This window comes from Mesorhizobium sp. NPDC059054, assembly GCF_042739215.1.
Classification (GTDB): domain Bacteria; phylum Pseudomonadota; class Alphaproteobacteria; order Rhizobiales; family Rhizobiaceae; genus Mesorhizobium.
The window spans coordinates 303378-323684 of sequence record NZ_JBHYHV010000005.1 but is presented as its reverse complement, the minus strand read 5'-3'; the positions used below and the strand labels follow the sequence as shown (position 1 = coordinate 323684).

The window sequence follows — 20307 nt, the reverse complement described above, 5'->3', positions numbered from 1 at the left end:
GCGGAGCGGCGTTGATCCCGAACTGGGAGGTCGACCGTGAAGAAACTCATCATCACGCTTGCCATACTCGTCGTCGTGATCGCCGGCGGCGGCTTCGCACTCGTCTATGCGTCACGCCACGAGGCCACGGTCCCGATCGAGCAGACCTATGGCGCGAGCCCGACGCTTGCCGAGCCGCGCCCCGAATGGCTGCCGAACGTCAATGTGGCCGAAGCCATGCCATGGCCTGACGGCGGCAAGCCGACGGCCGCGCAAGGGCTGACAGTGAACGAGTTTGTCGGCGGCCTGGACCATCCGCGCTGGCTGCACGTGCTGCCGAACGGCGATGTGCTGGTGGCGGAAAGCAACTCGCCGCCGAAGCCGGAGACCGGCTTCAGCATCCGCGGTTTCTTCACAGACCTCTTCCAGAGTCAGGCTGGAGCGCAAACCCACAGCGCCAATCGCATCAGCTTGCTCCGCGATGCGGACGGCGATGGTATCGCCGAATTGAAAACGCCCTTCCTGGAAGGTCTCTCGTCGCCTTTCGGCATGACCTTGCTGAACGGCAAGCTCTATGTCGCCAATGCCGACGCGATCGTCGCCTTTCCCTATCAGGAAGGCGCAACCAGGATCGACGCGCCGGCGGAAAAGATCGTCGACCTGCCTGCCGGCCGCAACCATCACTGGACGAAGGACGTCATCGCAAGCCGGGACGGCACCAAGCTCTACGTCACCGTCGGCTCCAACTCCAATGTCGGCGAGAACGGCATGGACGAGGAAGAAGGCCGCGCGGCGGTGCACGAGATCGACCTCGCGACCGGCAGGATGCGCCTGTTCGCTTCCGGGCTGCGCAACCCAAACGGCCTGTCATGGAATCCCGAGAACGGCGCACTCTGGGTGGTGGTGAACGAACGCGACGAGATCGGCAGCGACCTGGTTCCGGACTACATGACCTCGGTCCAGGACGGTGGCTTCTACGGCTGGCCCTACAGCTATTACGGCCAGCATGTCGACGACCGCATCCAGCCTCAAAAGCCGGATCTTGTCGCACGTGCGGTCAAGCCCGACTATGCGCTCGGCCCCCACACCGCCTCGCTGGGACTCACCTTCAATCCAGACGACCGGTTTGGGAGCGACATGAGGAACGGCGCCTTTGTCGGGCAGCATGGTTCCTGGAATCGCCTGCCGCGCAGTGGCTACAAGGTGATCTTCGTGCCGTTCATGGGCGGGAAGCCATCCGGTCCGCCGAAGGACATCCTGACCGGCTTTCTCGACCAGGACGACAAGGCCCGTGGCCGGCCGGTCGGCGTTGCAATCGACAAAAGCGGTGCTCTTCTTGTCGCGGACGATGTCGGCAACAGGGTCTGGCGGGTGGTGCCTGCGCAATAATGGATTATCGCTCGATCACTTCCACATCGACCGCATCTTGCCCTTGAGGTCGACATTGGCGCGCGGCCGCACGGATTGCTCGTCGCGAAGCGCCTGGCTTGTCCACGACGTCAGATGGAAATGCTGCAGGATATGGGCCGGGATGAAGCGCGTTTTCGAGGCATAGACATGCCGGTCGCCACGCGCCGCCTGGCCGGAGGTGTAGAAACGCTGCGGCGTGATCAGGTGCAGCGAATCCTTCGCCCGCGTCATCGCGACATAGAGCAGGCGGCGCTCTTCCTCCAATTCCTTGCGTTCGCCGGCGCTCAGATCGATCGGGATGCAGCCGTCGACGGCATTGAGGAGAAACACCTTGGTCCATTCCTGGCCCTTGGCCGAGTGGATCGTCGACAGGATCAGATAGTCCTCATCGAGGAGCGGCGGTCCCGCCTCATCGCTGGTCGCGCTCGGCGGATCCAGCGTCAGATCGGTCAGGAAGCGTTCGCGGGACGGATAGCCTGCCGCGATCTGCTCCAATTGCAGCAGGTCCGCCCGGCGCGCCGTCGCGTCCTCGTGCTTGCGCTCGAGATGCGGCTCGTACCAGAGCCTGGCCCGCTCCATTTCCGAAGGCCAGGCGGGGCCTCGGCGCAGGTCCGAGAAGAGATCGACGAATTGCGGCCAGTCCTTGGCGGCACGGGCCGGCGGCGCGAAACGCGCCAGGCCCATCTCCAGGTCGAGCGACTGCTCCATGCTGTCGATCGCCTGTGTGGCCGCGGCAGGCCCGATGCCCGGCAAAAGCTGCATCACACGGAAGCCTGCGATGCGGTCGCGCGGGTTCTGCACGAAGCGCAGCACGGCAAGCACGTCCTTGACATGGGCCGCGTCGAGGAACTTCAACCCGCCGAATTTCACGAAAGGGATGTTGCGCCGGGTCAGTTCGACCTCGAGCGGTCCTGAATGGTGGGATGCCCGAAACAGCACCGCCTGCTGCTTGAGCACGGTTCCGGTCTCGCGTTCCTTCAGCACCTCGTCGCAGATGTAGCTCGCCTGCTCGGCTTCGTCGCGAACGGTGACGATCGCCGGCTTTTCATGCGACGAGCGATCGGTCCACAGGTTCTTGGTGAAGCGTTCGGCCGCTTCGCCGATGACGGCGTTCGCGGCGTTCAGGATCGCATCGGTCGAACGATAGTTGCGATCGAGCGTGACGATTTCGGCGGGCGAGGGGAACAAAGTGGGGAAGTCGAGGATGTTGCGCACTTCCGCGGCACGGAAGGAATAGATCGATTGGGCGTCGTCTCCCACCACCGTCAGGCCGGCTCCGTCCGGCTTGATCGCCGTCAGGATCGATGCCTGCAGCCGGTTGGTATCCTGGTACTCATCGACGAGGATATGGTCGAAGCGCGAGGCCAGATGCGCGGCGATTTCCGGCTCGGCAGCCATCTGCGCCCAGTAGAGCAGCAGGTCGTCGTAATCGAGGATGTTCTGCCGCTGCTTTGCCTCGACATAGGCACCGAACAGCTGCTTGAGCTCTTCGGTCCAGCCGACGCACCAGGGGAAACAGTCGCCGACGACCTGTTCGAGCGCGTCCTGCGCATTGACGACACGCGAATAGATCGAAAGACATGTCGCCTTGGTCGGGAAACGGTTCTCGGTCGCAGAGAGGCCAAGCTCGTGCCGGACCAGGTTCATCAGGTCGGCGGAATCCTCGCGGTCATGGATGGTGAAGCTCGGCTCCAGCCCGATCTCCAGCGCATAGTCCCGCAACAGCCGCGCGCCGATCGAATGGAACGTGCCCGCCCATGTCAGCCCTTCCATGAGGCTCGCGGCGCGCTCCTTCATCACCTCGGCGGCGATGCGCTCGACGCGCTTCGCCATCTCGGTCGCGGCACGGCGCGAGAACGTCATCAGCAGGATGCGCCGAGGATCGGCGCCGCGCACGATGAGATGCGCGACGCGGTGGGCAAGCGTGTTCGTCTTGCCCGATCCCGCGCCCGCGATGATCAGAAGCGGTCCGCAAACGGCGCCCTCTCCGTGCAGGACCGCCGCCCTCTGGCCGTCGTTCAGCTTCGACAGGTAGGCGGGGTCCTCGATCGAATCACGGATGGCGATGTTCATGGGGGCATGAAGCATCGTTTCCGTTTCGTTCGCAATGGCTGGGCGGCGCGGGCTTTGCAGGTTGGTCGCGGCCCGGCTATGCATCTCGTTCGAGATCTGTCCCGTTGCCTCGAGCGTTCGATGCTCGCCATTGAAATTGAAACATGCAGCCACCGTTGTTTTTCGCATTCGATGCCTCCGTTCCTGACGCGAAGGCGTGCCTGGATCAGGTCTACGAGGTGTTCTCGTCCTATCGGGCGCCACGCGGCTTCTGCCGGCAGTGCTTCACGCCCGAACAGGAGGAGCAGATCTGCGGCCCCCGAAACGTGCGCACCGCGGATTACGCCGTTTTTTCTCCGATCTATTTCGAACATCCCAATTGCTCCGGCGGCGTTGCCACATTCCGGCACTGGCTGCCGCGGGCGCTTGAATGCGCAGCGTTCGACACGCGCCCATTTCCGATGCTACCGGACCAGATAGCCAGGCTCGGCCTGTTGTCCTGGCCGCTGGCCGAACAGCAGGCTCTGCGCAATGTGTTCAGCCAGGCAGCGGCGAACTGGTTCGCGACAGGCGAGCCGGCTCCTCTCGGGCAGCAGGTCCCTGATGACGTGAAAGGCAACTGGTTGCCGGATATCTGGACGGCCGAGATCCTGCTCTCGGCTCTGACCTATCTGCGCGTCGATCCGGTGTCGCTGGCAAGGCATATGCTGGCCACGGATACGAGCTGGGCCACCCTCGGCCTCGCGGCCGCGATTGGCCGGCCGTCGATCCTCGACGATATCGGCTATCTCGTGCTGGAGGACACCGACGATGAAGCGGCGATGCGATCGGCTTTCGCGGCCCTCGATCGTCGTGCCCGAGCCGGCTTCCATCACATCGTCACCTATGAAGTTCTGATGAACCGGTGGGAGGCACTGACTGCCCGAGGCGAGGAAAAACTCGCTGCCCACCTGCTCGAGGCGATGGACAGGAGTGATCCGCCGCAATTCACCGAACAGGAGCAGGCAGACGACGAGAGGCTGCTCGCCAGGATTGTTCGGGCCTGATCCCGGGCAGTCTTTCCAGCCGGCGCAAAGGCCGCTCAGCTCAGAGTGACCGCCTTCAGGCGTCCTGCGATTCGCTGACGGAAATCGATCTTATCGACGGGTATTGACAAATTGCTACGTATCAATAGCGTATTGCTACGTAGCAATTGGATCTGTCCTGTGAGATCTGGTCGGAGAATTACGCAAAAGGAAGTGGCGGAGCGCGCTGGTGTCGCCCAGGCGACGGTTTCCCTCGTGCTGAACGGTGGCCGCGACAAGATTGCGCCCGAGACCGCAGAGCGCATCGAGGCTGCGATCGCTGAACTTGGATATCAGCCGAACCGCTTTGCCCAGGCGCTGCGCACCCAGCGCACACATGTGATCGCCTGCATTGTGCCCGATCTGACCAATCCGTTTTATCCATCCCTTGTGGTGGCGGTGCAGAAGGTGGCGCGCGCTTCCGGCTATGAAGTGATCACGATCGATACCGAGGGGAAAGCCGCAAACGAGAAGCAGGTGCTGATGAGCGCGCAGCAAGGCCGCTTCGATGGCATCGTGGGTGTCTTTTTCAATCTTGATGCCCGGGATTTGCAGCCGCTGGGCGAGGCCGGCATGCCGGTGGTGCGTGTCGAGGTGAGCCGCAAGTCCGGCGGGCCACAGCCCATCGACGACCTTTTCATCGACAACGTGGCGGCGGCACGTGTGTTGACCCAGCATCTGATTGAACTTGGGCATCGCCGCATTGCCATGGTTGCCGCCCCGGGCGGCCCCCAACGGGTGCGTCTTCAGGGCTATCTCGAAGCCATGGCGACGGTGGGAGCCGAGCCCATGGTTTTCAGCGCGATGAATTTCACGCTCGAAGGAGGTCGTCAGGCCGCCAGTCAACTCCTGGGGATCGGTGATCTGCCCAGTGCGGTTGTCGCGGCCAATGATCTGATGGCGATCGGCGTCATGCAGCGCCTGGTATCGGAAGGCCTGTCTATACCCGATGACATCTCTGTCGCGGGTTTTGACGACATCCTGGCATCCGCCCTGGTTACGCCTGCGCTGACCACAGTGGCGCAGTTTCAAGACAGGATCGGTGCGCGAGCCGCGGAAGTCCTGATCGAGCGCCTGGCCCGCGGCACGATCGGACCCGGCCGCGCCGAGGAAATGCCTTTTGAACTGGTCGTCCGTGCCTCGATCGCTCCATTCGGCGGTTGAGCGAAATGACAATGAATCGGGAGGGAACAATATGAAGATGGTCAACGCGTTTGCTGCGGCTGCAGTGTATTTGGGTCTGGTTCACAACGCTGCCGCGCAGGAGCGGGTGACATGGTGGTATGAGCAGGCAACGCCTGATCAGCAGAAGCTGATCCAGGACAACATTGTCGGCCCCTTCGACAAGTCGCAGCCCGGCTATAAGCTGGTTATCGACTATCGCGGCAGCGAGCTGGACAAGCAATTGCGTGTCGCGATGCTCTCCGGCAACGGCCCGGACGTGGTCTACACTGCGGGGCCGAGCTATGTGGCGCCGATGGCGCAGTCCGGACAGCTTCTTGCGCTCGACGACTATGCCGCGAAATACAAATGGGCGGATCGTATCCTTCCGGTCTTTGTGGAAATGGGCCGCTACAACGGCAAGCTCTTCGCGCTTCCCAAAACTTACGAAACGCTTGGCTTGTTCTACAACAAGACGGTTTTCGACAAGCACGGCTGGAAGGTTCCAGCTTCGATTGCCGAGCTCGAAACGGTGGCCGACGCCATGCTGAAAGAGAACATCACACCGTTCGCAGCCGGCAATGCCGACTGGCGAGGCGCCAATGAATGGTTCGTCACGCTCGCGCTGAATTCCGTTGCTGGTCCCGACAACATCGGCAAGGCATTGCGCGGCGAAATCCCCTGGACTGCCGAACCTTTCGTGAAGGCGATCGATACTCTCGATCAGTGGTGGCAGAAGGGCTATTTCGGAAAGAACTACTTTTCGCTCACAAGCAGCGAGCAGACCGCCAACATGCTGGCAGCAGGCCAGGCCGGCATGATGCCAAGCGGCACCTGGCAGTTCCACAATGTGGATACCTATTTTGGAAAGAGTGGCGCTACGCCAGGGTTCGTTGGGTTTCCCAGCGCGGAAGGCAAGCCAGTCTACCCCCTCGGCATCGGCTCGACGTTCTCGATCGCTTCCAAGGCCAGGCAGCCGGACGGTGCGGCAGCCGTGATCGATTTCGTCTTCACACCGGCAGTCTATGGCTCGATGAACTCGGCCTGGCAGGGGGAGTGGAACATCCCGCTGAAGGATCATTCCGGGGTAAAGATGGGTGAAAATACCTCGCCGCTCTTCACCGACACAATGGCAACCCTGGCGCGCGCGGTGAATGACGGTGACTATGGCTATACGACCTGGACGTTTCTGCCTCCTGCTACAGACAGCTATCTGATCAACGGCATTGAAGAAGTCTGGCTGAAGCGGACAACGACGGCGGACTTCCTGGCGAAGCTCGACGCTGCGTTCCAGAAGGAAAAGCGCGACGGCAAGGTGCCAGCCGTTCCCGCTCGCTGAACATTCGCCCCCGTGCCTGTCCCCGAGGCAGGCTCTTCTCGATCTTCCCGTGTTCATTCCGGGAGGAAACGAGCCCTGCCGACCCTTGAAAGGGGTATGACCCATGCATCGGCTGTATGTCTTGCCGACCCTTTTAATCAACATCGTCATCATCGCCGTGCCGGCGCTGATGACGGTTGCGCTGGCCTTTTTCCAGTGGGACGGCATCAGCGCTCCGGTCTTTGTGGGTCTCGATAATTTTCGCGATCTCTGGGCCGACAGCGTGTTCTGGACCGCCCTGGGCAACAACGTCATCTGGACAGTGATCTTCCTGACCGTGCCGATAGGGATGGGGCTTCTTGCCGCGACAATGATGCTGGTTGCGCGCCGGGGTTCGAACTATTTCCAGGTCATCTATTTTCTACCGGTCATTATCGCGACCGCCATCACGGCGCGCGTTTGGCAGGGTATGATCTATTCACCCGTCACCGGCGTGACTGGCCTGCTCCAACGCATGGGTCTCGATGTTCCCAACCCGCTGACGCAGACGTCAAGCGCCCTCTATGGCATTGCCGTCGTCGATCTCTGGCATTGGTGGGGCTTCCTGTGCGTGATCTTCTTTGCGGCCTTGCGGCAGGTGCCCTCCGAACAGATCGAGGCGGCGCGCGTTGAAGGTGCCACCTTTTTCCAGACCATCCGCTATGTGCTGCTGCCCGGCATCCGCCCGACCATCACGCTGATGATGATCATGACGATCATCTGGTCCTTCCTGGTCTTCGATTTCGTCTACATCCTGACCCAGGGCGGTCCGGCCTTTTCGTCGGAAGTTCTGTCGACCTTCGCCTATCGTTCGGCGTTCTACGACCTTGCCGTCGGCAAGGCGGCGGCGATCTCCGTGGTTATCAGTCTGTTCGGCCTGGTTGCCACCGTCTTCTACATCCGCGCCCAGGCCGGGGAGTTCGAGGAATGAGAATGACCGAGAACCGCCTGACGCTGACGTTCGTCTACATCACGCTTGTGGTGCTGATGATCGTTGCGCTCTTTCCAATAGCGCTTTTGGTCTTGAATTCGCTCAAGCCGTCGGCGGAGATCGTCCAGAACCCTCTGGCCTGGCCGTCCGAACTGCGCTGGGACAATTTCACGCGCGCCTGGAGCGACGCGAATTTCGGCCACACGCTTCTGAATTCGCTCGTGCTGACGGCTTTGACGATCGCGCTTGTTTGCACGACCGGGTCGCTGACCGCCTATGTCCTGGCACGACGCAAGATCAAGACGTGGAAAATCCTGACCTTCTACCTTCTGGCGAGTACGACGGCACCCATCCAGCTCTTTCTCTTTCCGCTCTATTTCGGTTTTGCCCAACTCGGTCTGATCAACAATCCTGTTGCGGTGGCTTTCGTCTATACGGCTGTCTATTCGCCCTTCGCGATCATGCTGCTGCGAACCTATTTTCTGGCAGTGCCGCGCGAATTGGAGGAAGCGGCTCTCATCGATGGCGCCACGCAGTGGCAAGTTTTTCGATACGTTTTTCTTCCGATTGTCTCTCCCGGAATTCTGACCGTCGCGTTGATCATCGGTCTTTATTCCTGGAATGAGTTTCTGATCGCCACGACCTTTTTACAGGGACAGGACAGGCTGACCGCCGTTGTCTCCTTCTTCCTGCTTTCTGGCCAATACAGTTCCGACTGGGGCGTCATCATGGCTGCCGCCCTCATCATCATCCTGCCTATCGTGACACTCTTCATCCTGTTGCAGCGCCGTTTCATCGAAGGAATGGCCGGCGGCTCGGTGAAGGGCTGAAAGGAGAATTCCATGTCCATTCCAGCGGATTATCTGAACCGGGTCTATGCCGGTGTGCTTGGCAAGTTGATCGGCGTCTATCTCGGCCGCCCCTTCGAGAACTGGCGCTACAAGGAGATTCTCCAGAAGCTCGGCCCGATCACCTACTATGTTCACGACAGGCTGGGCGTGCCGCTGGTAGTCACCGACGACGACGTGGCCGGCACGTTCGCCTTCCCGCGCGCTCTGGACGACTATGGGATCTCGTCTTCGCTTTCCTCGGAAGATATCGGCCGGGCCTGGCTGAACTATATCGTCGAAGAGCGCTCGATCCTGTGGTGGGGCGGAGCGGGCAATTCGACCGAGCACACCGCTTGGCTCAATCTCGCGCGTGGTATCCCGGCACCTGCCTCCGGTTCCATCGAGACAAATGGCGCGACTGTTGCCGAACAGATCGGAGCGCAGATCTTCATCGATGGCTGGGCGCTGGTTTCGCCCGGCAATCCTGCGCAGGCAGCGAAGCTGGCGCGCGCCGCGGGCTTGGTCAGCCACGATGGCGAAGCCGTCAATGCAGCCGTGCTTTGGGCTGCCATGGAGGCGGAGGCCTTTCTCAGTCGGGATGTCGATCATCTGCTCGACACCGGCCTGTCCTACATTCCAAAGGATAGCCTGATCGCGAAGCTCGTTTCGGATATCCGCCAATGGACGTCGGGCAACCAGGACTGGGAAGCCACGCGCCAGAAGATCGAAGACAATTACGGCTACGACAAATATCCCGGCAATTGCCATGTTGTGCCCAACCACGCGCTGATGATCATGGCTCTTCTGCATGCGCCGCATGATTTCCAGCGCGGGCAGATGATCGTGAACACCTCCGGCTGGGACACGGACTGCAATGCGGGAAATCTCGGTTGTCTCCACGGAATCATGCTGGGTCTCGATGGGCTGGAGGCCGGGCCGGATTGGCGCGGCCCGGTGGCGGATCGTCTCTACATTTCCACGGCCGATGGCGGCCGCTCGATCACCGATGCGGTCGAGGTTTCGTTATGGCTCGCCAACCTTGGACGTCAGCTTGCTGGTGAAGCGCCGCGGCCAGCGCCGAAAGACGGAGCGCAATTCCACTTTTCGCTGCCGGGTTCCGTTCAGGGTTTTCGGCCTCAGCAAAGTCAGGCCGGCCTGACCGACCTGAAGGTGGCGGGCACCGGTGAGGGGTTGGCGATTGCATTTTCTGCGCTTGCCCCCAGCCGGGAAGCCGCTGTCACGACAGCGGTCTTCACGCCGCGCGAGGTCAAGGACATGCGCACTTATGATCTTCTGGCCAGCCCGCGCGTCTATGCGGGGCAGACATTGAAGACAACGCTGAAGGCGGCGCCTGATCTCCGTGGCACGGTCGAAGCAAAATTGCGCATCCGCCATTATGATGGAAATGACGAGCTCATCGATCTGGACATGCCAAATCCGGTTCTCGTGTTGCCCGGCCGCTCGACGGAGCTTTCCTGGACGATCCCTGAAACCGGGCACCAGCCAATCGCTGAAATTGGCGTGGTTCTGACCACTCCGGAAGGGCGTAGCGATGGCCGCGTTCTCCTGGACAGGATGTCCTGGGAGGGCAGCCCGGACGTTACCTTCCGTCGGCCGAGCGGAGGCGGTGATTTCTGGCGCAAGGCCTGGGTCAGCAATGCCCACTTCTTTTCCAAGCACTTCCCGCAGGACTTTCGCATCAGTCAAAACCGGGGCGAGGGCATGATCCTGCAGGGCGCGCGCGACTGGGCCGACTACACGATCGAAGCAGACCTGATGCTGCATCTCGGTGAACATGGCGGCCTTGTGCTGCGCGCGCAGGGACAACGCCGGTATTACGCGGCAAGGGTGACCAGGAAGGGAGAGCTGCAGATCGTCAGACGCAAGGACGAGCTTGAGGATATCCTGGCCTCCGTCCCGCTGAAGGTTGCCTTCGAGGAAGCATTCACCATGACTTTGCGGGCAAAGGGCAACCGGATTTCCGCCGCTGTCGGAGACACCGTCGCCGAGGCTGAGGATGCGACCTTTGACTGTGGTGCCGCCGGGCTGCTGATCCACGAGGGAGCACTTTCGGCGACCCGCATCCATGTCGGCGCGGCGTAGGAGGCATCCATGGCAGGCGTTACGATCGACAAGGTCTTCAAGAAATACAGCGGTGTCGAAGTCATTCACGGTATCGACGCGGACATCGCCGATGGCGAATTTGTTGTCCTGGTTGGACCTTCCGGCTGCGGCAAATCCACTTTGCTGCGCATGATCGCTGGCCTGGAAGAGATCTCGGGAGGGAACATCTCGATCGGCGGCAAGGTGGTCAATGATCTGCCGCCGAAGAGCCGCGATATCTCGATGGTTTTTCAGAACTATGCGCTCTATCCCCATATGACTGTCGAGCAGAACATGGCCTTTTCGTTGATGCTGGCTGGCGCGAGCGAAGAGGAAAAGGCACGCAAGGTGCGAGAGGCCGCAGAAATTCTGGGGCTTGTCCCGTTGCTCGACCGCAAGCCGAAGGCACTGTCCGGCGGACAGCGTCAGCGTGTGGCCATGGGGCGCTCGATCGTGCGCAATCCGCAGGTGTTTCTCTTCGACGAGCCGCTGTCCAATCTTGACGCCAAGCTCAGGGTTCAGATGCGCAGCGAGATCAAATCACTTCACCGCCGGCTCGGTGCGACCATGATCTATGTCACTCATGATCAGATCGAAGCGATGACGATGGCCGACCGGATCATCGTCATGCAGGGTGGGAAAATCGAACAGGTCGGAACGCCGCTCGAACTCTACGATCGGCCGGCCAACTCATTCGTCGCCCAGTTCATAGGCTCGCCGGCAATGAACCTGTTCTCCGCGGCAGTGAGGGATGGAAAGCTCGTGCTGGAGGATGGTCAGCAGACCGGGCTCGCCTCGCCAACGCATCTTGGCGAGGGACATCGGGTGCTCATCGGCAAGCGGCCCGAAGAAATTCGATTGTCCGCCGAGGGAGTGTTGAAGGGAACGGTCGCCAACATAGAACCGACGGGATCGGAAACCTTCGTGGAAATCGACCTGCCAACGGGACCGGTCTCGATCGTGTCGCGCGAGCGTCCTGATTTCGACGTGGGCGCGGAACGGTCGCTCATCCTCAACCAGGGTGCGGTCCATATCTTTGATCGGGACCACGGAAGGAGGTTCGAGTAGGTTGGTCGTCAAGTTCCCGTCGGGCTCATGATTTCGATGTCCGGCATCGCCGCCGGTCCATACCAGCGCGCGGTCGTGCGAAAACGGCATTCTCCGGCTCGAGACCCTGAAGGATTCAAACAACGCTTGCCGTAAAAACATGAGTATTGTACTCATGAATTTAAGCTCATCCCTGACGGATTGAAGGATGGGGGCAAGTTTGAACTTCCGCCCGAAGATGCATGCCATGGTCCACGGTTTTGCCGTGGTCGACAACCTCAAATGGCGCGCGTGGGACGACGTGGTCGCCGATGTCTGGCGCGCCCAATGTGCCCAGGACGCGCAGGGCGACTATGTCTCGCCGGACCCGCGCCTGTTCGTGATGCTCGATCTCAACCCGGGCGGGGTCTTCGTGCTGGACCAAAAGGGTGCGGGAACCACCGGTCGGCACGACGCTGCCGAGACCATGAGCTACGTGCCCGCCGGCATGCCCGTCAGCGGCCACGGCGAGAGGCTGAAGCGGATCCAGCATCTCGATCTGCATTTTTCGGAAGCAGCCGTGACGCGGCGCTTCGGGCGAACCGTCGATCAGGCGCGCCTGTCGGTACCGCGTTTCCAGTTCCGCGATGCCAAGATCGCAATGCTGGCCCGCGCCATCGCCGACGAATGCACGAACCCGGCCGCCATGCATGGCCTGTTCGGGGCAGGGCTGGTCAATGCGCTGCTGGCGCTGCTTTTCGACATCCGGCACGAGGACGGGCACCGCAAATCCGGTCTTTCGCGCGGCCAGTTGCGCCTGGTTACCGAATTCATCGAAGCCAATTGCTTCAGGCCGATCCGGCTCGGCGAGCTGGCCGATCTGATCCAGTTGTCGGAGACCCATCTGAGCCACGCCTTCAAGGCCTCGACCGGTTTGCCGCCGCATCGCTGGCAGATGAAGGCGCGGATCCGGAAGGTTCAGGAGAAGCTGCTTGGCGAGCCGCTGACCCTGAGCGAGGTGGCGCTTGCCGCCGGTTTTGCCGATCAGGCGCATTTCACGCGGGTGTTCAAGACGGTGGTGGGTTTGACGCCCGCACAGTGGCGACGCAGTGCCGCGGATCGATGACAGCAAAGCCACCGCGTTTTCCGTCAAGAATCGACAATTCAACGCAAAAAGGTCCAAGCCACTGCCAAATAAGATGAGTTAATAACTCAACTTAGCGCATGACCCCGAAAATCGGTTCCGATTTTCGAAAAGGATCATGCGCTCAATCAAAGTGTTCGAGCGTCCTTTGCGCGTCCGAATAGACGCGCAGTGTTCGAACGGCAGCCTTTCGGGTGCGAAAGGCGAGGTGGCTGGGGGTATGCATGGCATTGGTTTCGCTCAGATTGCTTGGTGCCTCAGGCGTCGCGATTGTTGCCGCGCTGGGCTCGGTCCATGCCCAGCAATCCACCGTGCTGGACAGGATCGTCATCCAGGGCGAAGGCGGCGGACAGACAGGTGACCGCGCGACTGCCACCGGCAAGGTCAAGGGCGTCGTTGCCAGGTCCACCACGACCGGTTCCAAGACAGCCACCGACATCAAGGACATCCCGCAGTCGGTTTCCGTCATCGGCCGCGAGGAGATCGACGAGCAGGGCGCGCAGAAGGCGGACGAGGCGCTGCGCTATACCGCCGGCGTGTTTACCCAGCCCTTCGGGCCCGACAGCGACACCAACTGGATGTTCATCCGCGGCTTCCAGGCCACCGCGACCGGAACCTACATGGATGGCCTGCAGCTCTTCAGCCACGGCTTCGGCGGGTTCTACGTCGACCAATTCGGCCTGGAGCGCATCGAGGTGCTGAAGGGCCCGGCATCGGTGCTTTACGGTGGTTCCAACCCGGGCGGCGTCATCAACTATGTCAGCAAGCGTCCTGATTTCGAAACGCGGCGCTATGTCGAGACAGGCATCAACGACGCCGGCAACGCCTATCTCGGCGTCGATCTCGGCGGCGTTTCGAACAATGTTGTCAGCTACCGGGTGCTCGGCAAGATTGCCGGCGGCAACACCTATTCCGATCTGCAGGACGGCTGGCGCGGCTTCATTTCGCCGAGCGTCACCTGGAAGCCGGACGAACAGACCAGCCTGACCATCCTGGCCAACTACAGCCATATCGATGAAAACCACAATGGCGGCAGTTTCCTGCCCTATGAGGGTACTGTCGTCGACCGTATCGTCGGCGGGATCAACTATGGGCGCATCCCGCGCGATGCGAACTACATGGAACCGGATGTCGATCTCTACAGGCGCGAGCAGGGCGCCCTGGGCTACGAGTTCGAACACACCTTCGACAGCGACTGGACGATCCGTTCCAACGCCCGCTTCAACGCGGCCAGCGTCAAGGAGGTCAGTGTCTATCCCAATGGATGGTCGGGGCCGACCACACTCGACCGGATCAATTTCGGCCATGACACGGATGTCACTTCCTTCCTTTTCGACAACCAGGTCGAGGGAAAGTTCGATACCGGCGGCATCGAACACAGGCTTCTGGCGGGCCTCGACTACAAATATTTCAACATCGACCAGGTGCAGTCGTCGGCGCTGTTCGGCACGACGCCGCCCATCGACGCGTTCAATCCCGTCTATGGCGCGGCGCTGACGCCGCGCGTCAGCTACCTCGATCAGGATCTGAGCCAGCAGCAGCTCGGCCTCTACATCCAGGACCAGTTGCGTTTCGGCGGTGGCTGGATCGCCACCCTGAACGGCCGCTACGATCGCGGCTGGCTGAGCGCGCACGATCGGCCGAACTTCTATGCGCCGACACAGGACACCACCCAGAAACGCAGCGATGGCTCGTTCTCGGGACGCGCGGGCCTCGCCTATGAATTCGACAACGGCGTGACGCCCTATGCCAGCGTCGCCACTTTCTTCAATCCCATCATCGGCACCAACGCCGCGGGCAAGCTGTTCGAACCGGAGGACGGCGTCCAGTACGAGGTCGGTGTCAAATATGCGCCGACCTTCGTCGATGGCCTCATCACGCTCTCGGTGTTCGACCTCACCCGGCGCAACGTGCAGTCCAACCTCACGCCCTTTACTTATGTCCAGACCGGCGAGGTGCGCTCGCGCGGCGTCGAGCTGGAAGGGAAGGTCAACGTCACCGACGATTTCAAGGTCACCGGCGCGTTCACGGCCTACAATATCGAGATCACCAGGGACGAGGATCCGACGATTGTCGGCAAGCGCCCCTTCATCGTGCCGGAGGTGATGGCATCGGCAAAGGCCGATTACACCTTCCGTGGCGACTGGTATGACGGTATTTCGGTCGGCGGCGGCCTGCGTTATGTCGGCTCGTCCTGGGCCGACAACCAGAACACGCTGAAGGTTCCGGGAGCGACCCTTGTCGATCTCAAGCTTGGTTATGAGAAGGACAATTGGGGTGTCGATCTCAACGTGACCAACGTGTTCGACAAGGCCTATGTCGCAAGCTGCCAGACCGCGCTGACCTGCAGCTACGGCGAGGGGCGCGCCTTCAAGCTGAAGGCCTATGCCACCTGGTAGCAGCCGCTATCTCGTGATGTTTGAGGACCGACTTTATGGATGCAGCAAAGAACCCGGACCTGCATCTCTATGATGTCGACGCCGCCTCTTTCGCGGCCGGCGGGCGCACTATCCTGTCTCCGCTCACCATGACGCTGGCGCCGGGCCGTTTCTACGGTCTGGTCGGCCCGAACGGTTCTGGCAAGAGCACATTGCTAAAGCTCCTGGCGCGGCAGCAGGATCCCGCCCAAGGCTCGATCCGGTTTTCAGGCAGGCCGCTCGAAACCTTCGGTACGCGCGACTTCGCCCGCAGCGTTGCCTATATGCCGCAATTCACGCCACCCGCCGAAGGCATGAACGTGCGCGAACTGGCGAGCCTCGGCCGCTTTCCCTGGCATGGTGCGCTCGGCCGTTTCAGCGCCGACGACGAGGACAAGGTGAGCCGGGCGCTGACGCAGACGTCGCTTACGGCGCTCGCCGACCGCATGGTCGACAGCCTGTCGGGTGGAGAGAGGCAGCGTGCCTGGCTTGCCATGATGCTCGCGCAGGATGCGCGTTGCCTGCTTCTCGACGAGCCGACCTCCGCGCTCGATCTCGCGCATCAGGTCGAGATCCTGGCGCTGGTCAGGCAGCTCAGCCGCGAACAGGGCATCGCCGTGGTCGCCGTGCTCCACGACATCAACATGGCTGCATCCTTCTGCGACGAATTGATCGCGCTGCGCCAAGGCAGGATCGTCGCGCGCGGTACTCCTGATCGGATCCTCGACCCCGCCGTTCTGGACAGCATCTATGGCCTGGCCATGGGCATCACCAGGCATCCGCAAACCGGTGCGCCGATCAGCTATGTCCTTTAAGCCTTCGAGCCATGGCCGGCCGGCGCAAGGCTCGGCGGATCGGACCTTGCACCGCCTCGGCCGGCGCGCGTTCCTCGGCATCGCCGCCTCGGCCTTCCTGCCTGCGCTCGTGTCCGCCGGCCCGCAGCGCCTCGCCATCATCGACTGGGGCGTGCTCGAAACAGCCCTGGCGATCGGCGCGGTGCCGCTTGCCGCGACGGAACTCAGGCAATTCGCGCGCATCGCGGTGGAGCCGGCTGTTCCCGCCAGCGTCGTCGATCTTGGCCTCAGGGGCTCGCCGAACTATGAGCTTCTTCGCAGCGTCGCCCCCGATCTGATCCTGATTTCCGGCTTCTACGAATATCAGCGTCCCTCGCTGGAGCGGATTGGCCCGGTCCTCACATTACCGATCTATGAAGCCGGCAAATCGCCTTACCCGCTGGCATTGTCGTCGATGCTGGCCTTGGGCGAGCGCGTGGGGCTGAGCGGCGAGGCCGAACATTATGTCGCCGACACGACTGCCGAGTTGCAGCAGCTGCGCACGGCCCTGCGTTCCTTCGCATCACGGCCCGCCTTCCTGATCAGCCTTGGCGATGCCCGCCATTTTCGCGCTTTCGGTGCCGACTCCATGCCGGGCGACGTGCTGACCCGGCTGGGTATCGCCAACGCGTGGCGCGACGACACCAGCTACAGCGCGGCGGCGCCGGTCGGCATCGAAGCGCTCGCCCGCGTGCCCGAAGCTTCGATCACCGTCATTGGACCATTGCCGGCGGAGGTCAGTCGCGGCCTGCCCGACAATGCGCTGTGGAACGCCTTGCCCGCCGTGCGCGAGGGGCGTGTCGCGGTGCTCGAGCCGGTCAACCACTTCGGCGGGTTGCCGTCAGCGCGCCGTTTCGCGCGCCTGCTCGCCGAAGCGGTCGCCGCGAAAGCCGCGCATGACTAGGCGCCTTCCCTTGCCCACGCTTTTCTGGGGCGCCATGGCGCTGCTGGCCGCCCTGCTTTTTGGCCAGAGAGTGGGACAGCAATGGTCGGCAATACACCCCGGCCAAGCGGTGAATCTCGATCGTGTCATCCTGTTCTACGGCCTGTTGCCGCGGGCGGCGGTTGCCCTGCTTGCCGGTGCCGCGCTCGGACTTTCGGGCCTGCTTTTGCAGCGCATATTGCGCAATCCGCTGGCCGAACCCTCGACCCTGGGCATTTCCGCCGGCGCACAGCTGGCGCTGGCTTCGGCAACGCTCCATGCGCCGGCTCTGGTTGAGCATCACTCCGCCGGGGTAGCCTTCTCAGGCGGTACGGCCGCCGTCGCACTGATTCTTGCCCTGACCTGGCGTCGCGGCCTGGAGCCTGTCTCTGTCGTGCTCGCCGGCATGATGGTGGCGCTGACCGCCAATGCCGCCGGTGCCGCTCTGATCCTGGCCAATGGCGACTATCTGTTTTCGCTGTTCATCTGGGGTGGCGGTTCCCTCGTCCAGCAGGGCTGGGACCCTGCCATCGCGATCGGCTGGCGGCTTGCGATCGGTTTTTGTGCTGCCATCGTGCTTTTGCGGCCTCTCGCCATCCTCGGCCTGGATGACGTTTCGGCGCGCGGTCTCGGTCTCTCGTTGAATACCAGTCGTTTCTTGTTGATCGCACTCGCCGTGTGGCTGGCGACCACGGTCGTGGCCGAGGTGGGCATCATCGGCTTTGTCGGCCTCGCCGCCCCCGTGCTGGCGACGCTGTCCGGAGCCCGCTCGTTGAAGCAGAAGCTGATTGCTGCTCCCTTGATCGGTGCGGTGCTGCTGTGGTTGACGGACGGGCTGGTGCAGCTTGCCGCCGGGGCAGGCGGCGAGCGGGTGCCCACGGGGGCCGCGACCGCATTGCTGGGCGGTCCGCTCCTGCTGTGGCTGCTGCCGCGTCTGCGCCTGTTCGAATGGCCCTCGCTTCAGGAGAGCAGGAGCGCACCGCGCCGCGCTGCGCACCCGTGGCGGCGGACCGCCCTGCTCGGCCTGTTGGGCATCCTTGCGTCGGTCGTTGCCCTGTCGCTCGGCCAGGGATTGGACGGATGGTCGTTTGCCTCCGGTGACCTGCTGGCCGATCTGGTGGCATGGCGTTTGCCGCGCGTTGTCGTTGCCGCGGCCTGTGGCGGCATGCTTGCGGCTGCCGGCGTGGTCATCCAGCGCGTGACGTCCAATCCCTTGGCGAGCCCGGAAGTGCTGGGCATCGGCGCCGGTGCCGGCGCTGGTCTGGCGGCCGTTCTGCTTTTGGCGGGAACTGCCGGGCTGGGCTGGCAATTGACCGGCTCGAGCCTCGGGGCCCTGCTTGCGCTCATCGTGATCCTGGCGATCGGCGCACGCGGCAATCTCGGTCCCGAACGTCTTCTGTTCGCCGGCATTGCCATGAACGCGCTGTGCAGCGCGATCCTTGCCGCGGTCATCTCCCTGGGAAATGCGCAATCCTACAGGCTGCTGGGCTGGCTCACCGGCTCCACGATCCAGGCGACCGGCCTGGAGGCGTCGATCGCCGTGATCGGCCTTGTCGTGATCACCGTGCCGCTGCTGCTCGCCGCCCGCTGGCTGGAGATCCTGTCCTTTGGTCCGAGCACGGCGCTTGCCCTGGGGCTTCCTGTCCGCCCGGTGCGCAACACGCTGATCCTTGTCGCTGCGTTCGCCAGCGCTCTCGCTTCGCAGTTCGTCGGCCCGCTCAGCTTTGTCGGCCTCATCGCACCGCATCTCGCCCGCATGATCGGGCTCGATCGTGCCCGGGCGCAACTGACCGGCGCCATCATCCTCGGCACACTTTTGATGGTGATCTCCGACTGGCTGTCACGGATGATCGTCTTTCCCTATCAGCTTCCCGTCGGATTGTTCGCCTCGCTGCTGGGTGGGGTCTATCTGACCTTCCTGCTTGGCAGGGGCGTTCACCGTCATGGCTGAGGGTGTCCACACTAGTCTCATGCCTCGATCTCCAGGGCCGTGAGCGGCTTCGAACAGCAGGCGAGGATGTATCCCTCGCCGATCTCCTCATCGAGGATGCCGCCATTGTGGTTCATCTCGACCTCGCCGGAGACCTTCCTGACGCGACAGGTGCCGCAGAGGCCGAACTCGCAGGCCGCCGGGATGCGAACGCCGCTGGCGCGTGCCGCCTGCAGCACCGTCTGGCCGGCGACACAGTGGCTGTCGATATCGGAACTGGCGAAGCGCAGCGGCAATGTCGCTTCGGCAGGCTGCGCGGCTCCGGCCTCGGCTTTTGCCGGAGGCGGCGTCTCCACCGGCGGAGCACCGAAACTCTCCTGGTGGTAGTGCGCCATGTCGAAGCCGGTCGCTTCCAGCATGTTGTGCACGGCGCGCATGAACGGATCAGGCCCGCAGCAGAACACTTCGCGTTCGTGAAAGTCGGGCGACAGAAGCGGTAGCCGAACGGCATCGAGACGGCCCATATGGCCGAACCAGCTTTCACGCGACGAGCGTTCCTCGATCAGGAAGCCGAGCGAGAGGCCGGGCATATGGCTGCCAAGCAGCTCGAGCTCCTTGCGGAAGATGATCTCCTCCGGCCGTCTGGCGCAGTTGACGAAGGCCACATCCGTCCATGGCGCGCAGTCGTTCAGCCAGCGCAGCATCGACATCATCGGCGTGATGCCGGAGCCGGCCGAGACGAAGAGATATCTGGCTGCTGGATGGTTGTGGTGCGTGAAGTCGCCGGAAGGGCCGAAGGCGCGGATGCGCGTTCCCACCGCAAGGTTGTCGAACATCCAGTGGGTGCCGACGCTGCCGGGCTGCGCCTTCACCGTCACCGCGACGGAGAACGGGCGCGACGGTGAGGACGACAAGGTGTAGGTCCGCATCAGTGGTTCGTCGCCGACGGGCAGTTCCAGCGTGATGAACTGCCCGGGCTTGTAGCGGAACCAGGTCTGCGCGTCCGAGCGGAAGGTGAAAGTCTTCACCTGGGGCGCCTCGTCGCTAACCCCGATGACCTCCAGCACCTGCAGGCGGTCGTTCCACGGCGCCATTTCGTCGAGATGGCGGTAGAGGGAAAATTCCGGCATCGCGTTCACCGGCGCCTC

At 62.5% G+C, this 20307-nt stretch carries 15 protein-coding genes; 13 read left to right on the top strand and 2 right to left on the bottom strand.

Going from position 1 to position 20307, the window contains the following annotated elements; translation table 11 throughout:
- Positions 1–36 precede the first annotated feature (36 nt).
- Positions 37–1368 (top strand): PQQ-dependent sugar dehydrogenase, encoded by a 1332-nt coding sequence (locus tag ACFWXH_RS22505; protein WP_379123558.1) that lies wholly within the window; start codon positions 37–39, stop codon positions 1366–1368.
- Between the two features lie 15 nt (positions 1369–1383).
- Here the strand turns inward: ACFWXH_RS22505 and ACFWXH_RS22500 are convergent, their stop codons facing one another.
- Positions 1384–3462, bottom strand: a complete 2079-nt coding sequence (locus tag ACFWXH_RS22500) for an ATP-dependent helicase (RefSeq protein ID WP_379123824.1) — start codon at positions 3460–3462, stop codon at positions 1384–1386.
- Positions 3463–3605: 143 nt separating this feature from the next.
- Here ACFWXH_RS22500 and ACFWXH_RS22495 point away from each other — a divergent pair, with 143 nt between their 5' ends.
- The 12 genes from ACFWXH_RS22495 (at position 3606) to fhuB (ending at position 19180) form a co-directional block, all read left to right on the top strand.
- On the top strand, positions 3606–4487 hold the full coding sequence (locus ACFWXH_RS22495) for a hypothetical protein (RefSeq protein WP_379123557.1): 882 nt from the start codon (positions 3606–3608) through the stop codon (positions 4485–4487).
- 159 nt (positions 4488–4646) lie between these two features.
- Positions 4647–5669 carry a LacI family DNA-binding transcriptional regulator gene (locus tag ACFWXH_RS22490; protein ID WP_379123556.1) on the top strand — a complete coding sequence of 341 codons (1023 nt, stop codon included), beginning with the start codon at positions 4647–4649 and terminating at the stop codon, positions 5667–5669.
- Positions 5670–5700: 31 nt separating this feature from the next.
- Positions 5701–7005, top strand: coding sequence for an ABC transporter substrate-binding protein (locus ACFWXH_RS22485; RefSeq protein WP_379123555.1), 1305 nt, complete (start codon positions 5701–5703; stop codon positions 7003–7005).
- A gap of 103 nt (positions 7006–7108) precedes the next feature.
- On the top strand, positions 7109–7954 hold the full coding sequence (locus ACFWXH_RS22480; RefSeq protein ID WP_379123554.1) for a carbohydrate ABC transporter permease: 846 nt from the start codon (positions 7109–7111) through the stop codon (positions 7952–7954).
- A gap of 2 nt (positions 7955–7956) precedes the next feature.
- Entirely contained in the window at positions 7957–8784 is an 828-nt protein-coding gene (locus ACFWXH_RS22475) for a carbohydrate ABC transporter permease (RefSeq protein ID WP_379123553.1), read from the top strand.
- Positions 8785–8796: 12 nt separating this feature from the next.
- Positions 8797–10887 (top strand): ADP-ribosylglycohydrolase family protein, encoded by a 2091-nt coding sequence (locus ACFWXH_RS22470; RefSeq protein WP_379123552.1) that lies wholly within the window; start codon positions 8797–8799, stop codon positions 10885–10887.
- A 9-nt stretch (positions 10888–10896) separates the two neighbouring features.
- Positions 10897–11955, top strand: a complete 1059-nt coding sequence (locus tag ACFWXH_RS22465; protein WP_379123551.1) for an ABC transporter ATP-binding protein — start codon at positions 10897–10899, stop codon at positions 11953–11955.
- Between the two features lie 187 nt (positions 11956–12142).
- Complete coding sequence (locus ACFWXH_RS22460; RefSeq protein ID WP_379123550.1) at positions 12143–13039, top strand: helix-turn-helix domain-containing protein; 897 nt, start codon at positions 12143–12145, stop codon at positions 13037–13039.
- Between the two features lie 242 nt (positions 13040–13281).
- Positions 13282–15456, top strand: coding sequence for a TonB-dependent siderophore receptor (locus ACFWXH_RS22455; RefSeq protein ID WP_379123549.1), 2175 nt, complete (start codon positions 13282–13284; stop codon positions 15454–15456).
- A 35-nt stretch (positions 15457–15491) separates the two neighbouring features.
- Complete coding sequence (locus tag ACFWXH_RS22450) at positions 15492–16289, top strand: ATP-binding cassette domain-containing protein (protein ID WP_379123548.1); 798 nt, start codon at positions 15492–15494, stop codon at positions 16287–16289.
- A gap of 46 nt (positions 16290–16335) precedes the next feature.
- Positions 16336–17211, top strand: a complete 876-nt coding sequence (locus tag ACFWXH_RS22445; protein ID WP_379123547.1) for an ABC transporter substrate-binding protein — start codon at positions 16336–16338, stop codon at positions 17209–17211.
- Positions 17204–19180, top strand: coding sequence for a Fe(3+)-hydroxamate ABC transporter permease FhuB (gene fhuB / locus ACFWXH_RS22440; RefSeq protein WP_379123546.1), 1977 nt, complete (start codon positions 17204–17206; stop codon positions 19178–19180). Before ACFWXH_RS22445 ends, fhuB begins: the two co-directional genes overlap by 8 nt.
- Positions 19181–19197: 17 nt before the next feature.
- Here fhuB and ACFWXH_RS22435 read toward each other — a convergent pair whose 3' ends face one another.
- Complete coding sequence (locus tag ACFWXH_RS22435) at positions 19198–20289, bottom strand: 2Fe-2S iron-sulfur cluster-binding protein (protein ID WP_379123545.1); 1092 nt, start codon at positions 20287–20289, stop codon at positions 19198–19200.
- Positions 20290–20307 lie beyond the last annotated feature (18 nt).

Coding starts and splice junctions, on each gene's coding strand:
- ACFWXH_RS22500 (WP_379123824.1), bottom strand. CDS start 3,462: ATGAACATCGCCATCCGTGATTCGATCGAGGACCCCGCCTACCTGTCG.
- ACFWXH_RS22495 (WP_379123557.1), top strand. CDS start 3,606: ATGCAGCCACCGTTGTTTTTCGCATTCGATGCCTCCGTTCCTGACGCG.
- ACFWXH_RS22485 (WP_379123555.1), top strand. CDS start 5,701: ATGAAGATGGTCAACGCGTTTGCTGCGGCTGCAGTGTATTTGGGTCTG.
- ACFWXH_RS22480 (WP_379123554.1), top strand. CDS start 7,109: ATGCATCGGCTGTATGTCTTGCCGACCCTTTTAATCAACATCGTCATC.
- ACFWXH_RS22475 (WP_379123553.1), top strand. CDS start 7,957: ATGACCGAGAACCGCCTGACGCTGACGTTCGTCTACATCACGCTTGTG.
- ACFWXH_RS22470 (WP_379123552.1), top strand. CDS start 8,797: ATGTCCATTCCAGCGGATTATCTGAACCGGGTCTATGCCGGTGTGCTT.
- ACFWXH_RS22465 (WP_379123551.1), top strand. CDS start 10,897: ATGGCAGGCGTTACGATCGACAAGGTCTTCAAGAAATACAGCGGTGTC.
- ACFWXH_RS22460 (WP_379123550.1), top strand. CDS start 12,143: ATGGGGGCAAGTTTGAACTTCCGCCCGAAGATGCATGCCATGGTCCAC.
- ACFWXH_RS22455 (WP_379123549.1), top strand. CDS start 13,282: ATGGCATTGGTTTCGCTCAGATTGCTTGGTGCCTCAGGCGTCGCGATT.
- ACFWXH_RS22450 (WP_379123548.1), top strand. CDS start 15,492: ATGGATGCAGCAAAGAACCCGGACCTGCATCTCTATGATGTCGACGCC.
- fhuB (WP_379123546.1), top strand. CDS start 17,204: ATGACTAGGCGCCTTCCCTTGCCCACGCTTTTCTGGGGCGCCATGGCG.
- ACFWXH_RS22435 (WP_379123545.1), bottom strand. CDS start 20,289: ATGCCGGAATTTTCCCTCTACCGCCATCTCGACGAAATGGCGCCGTGG.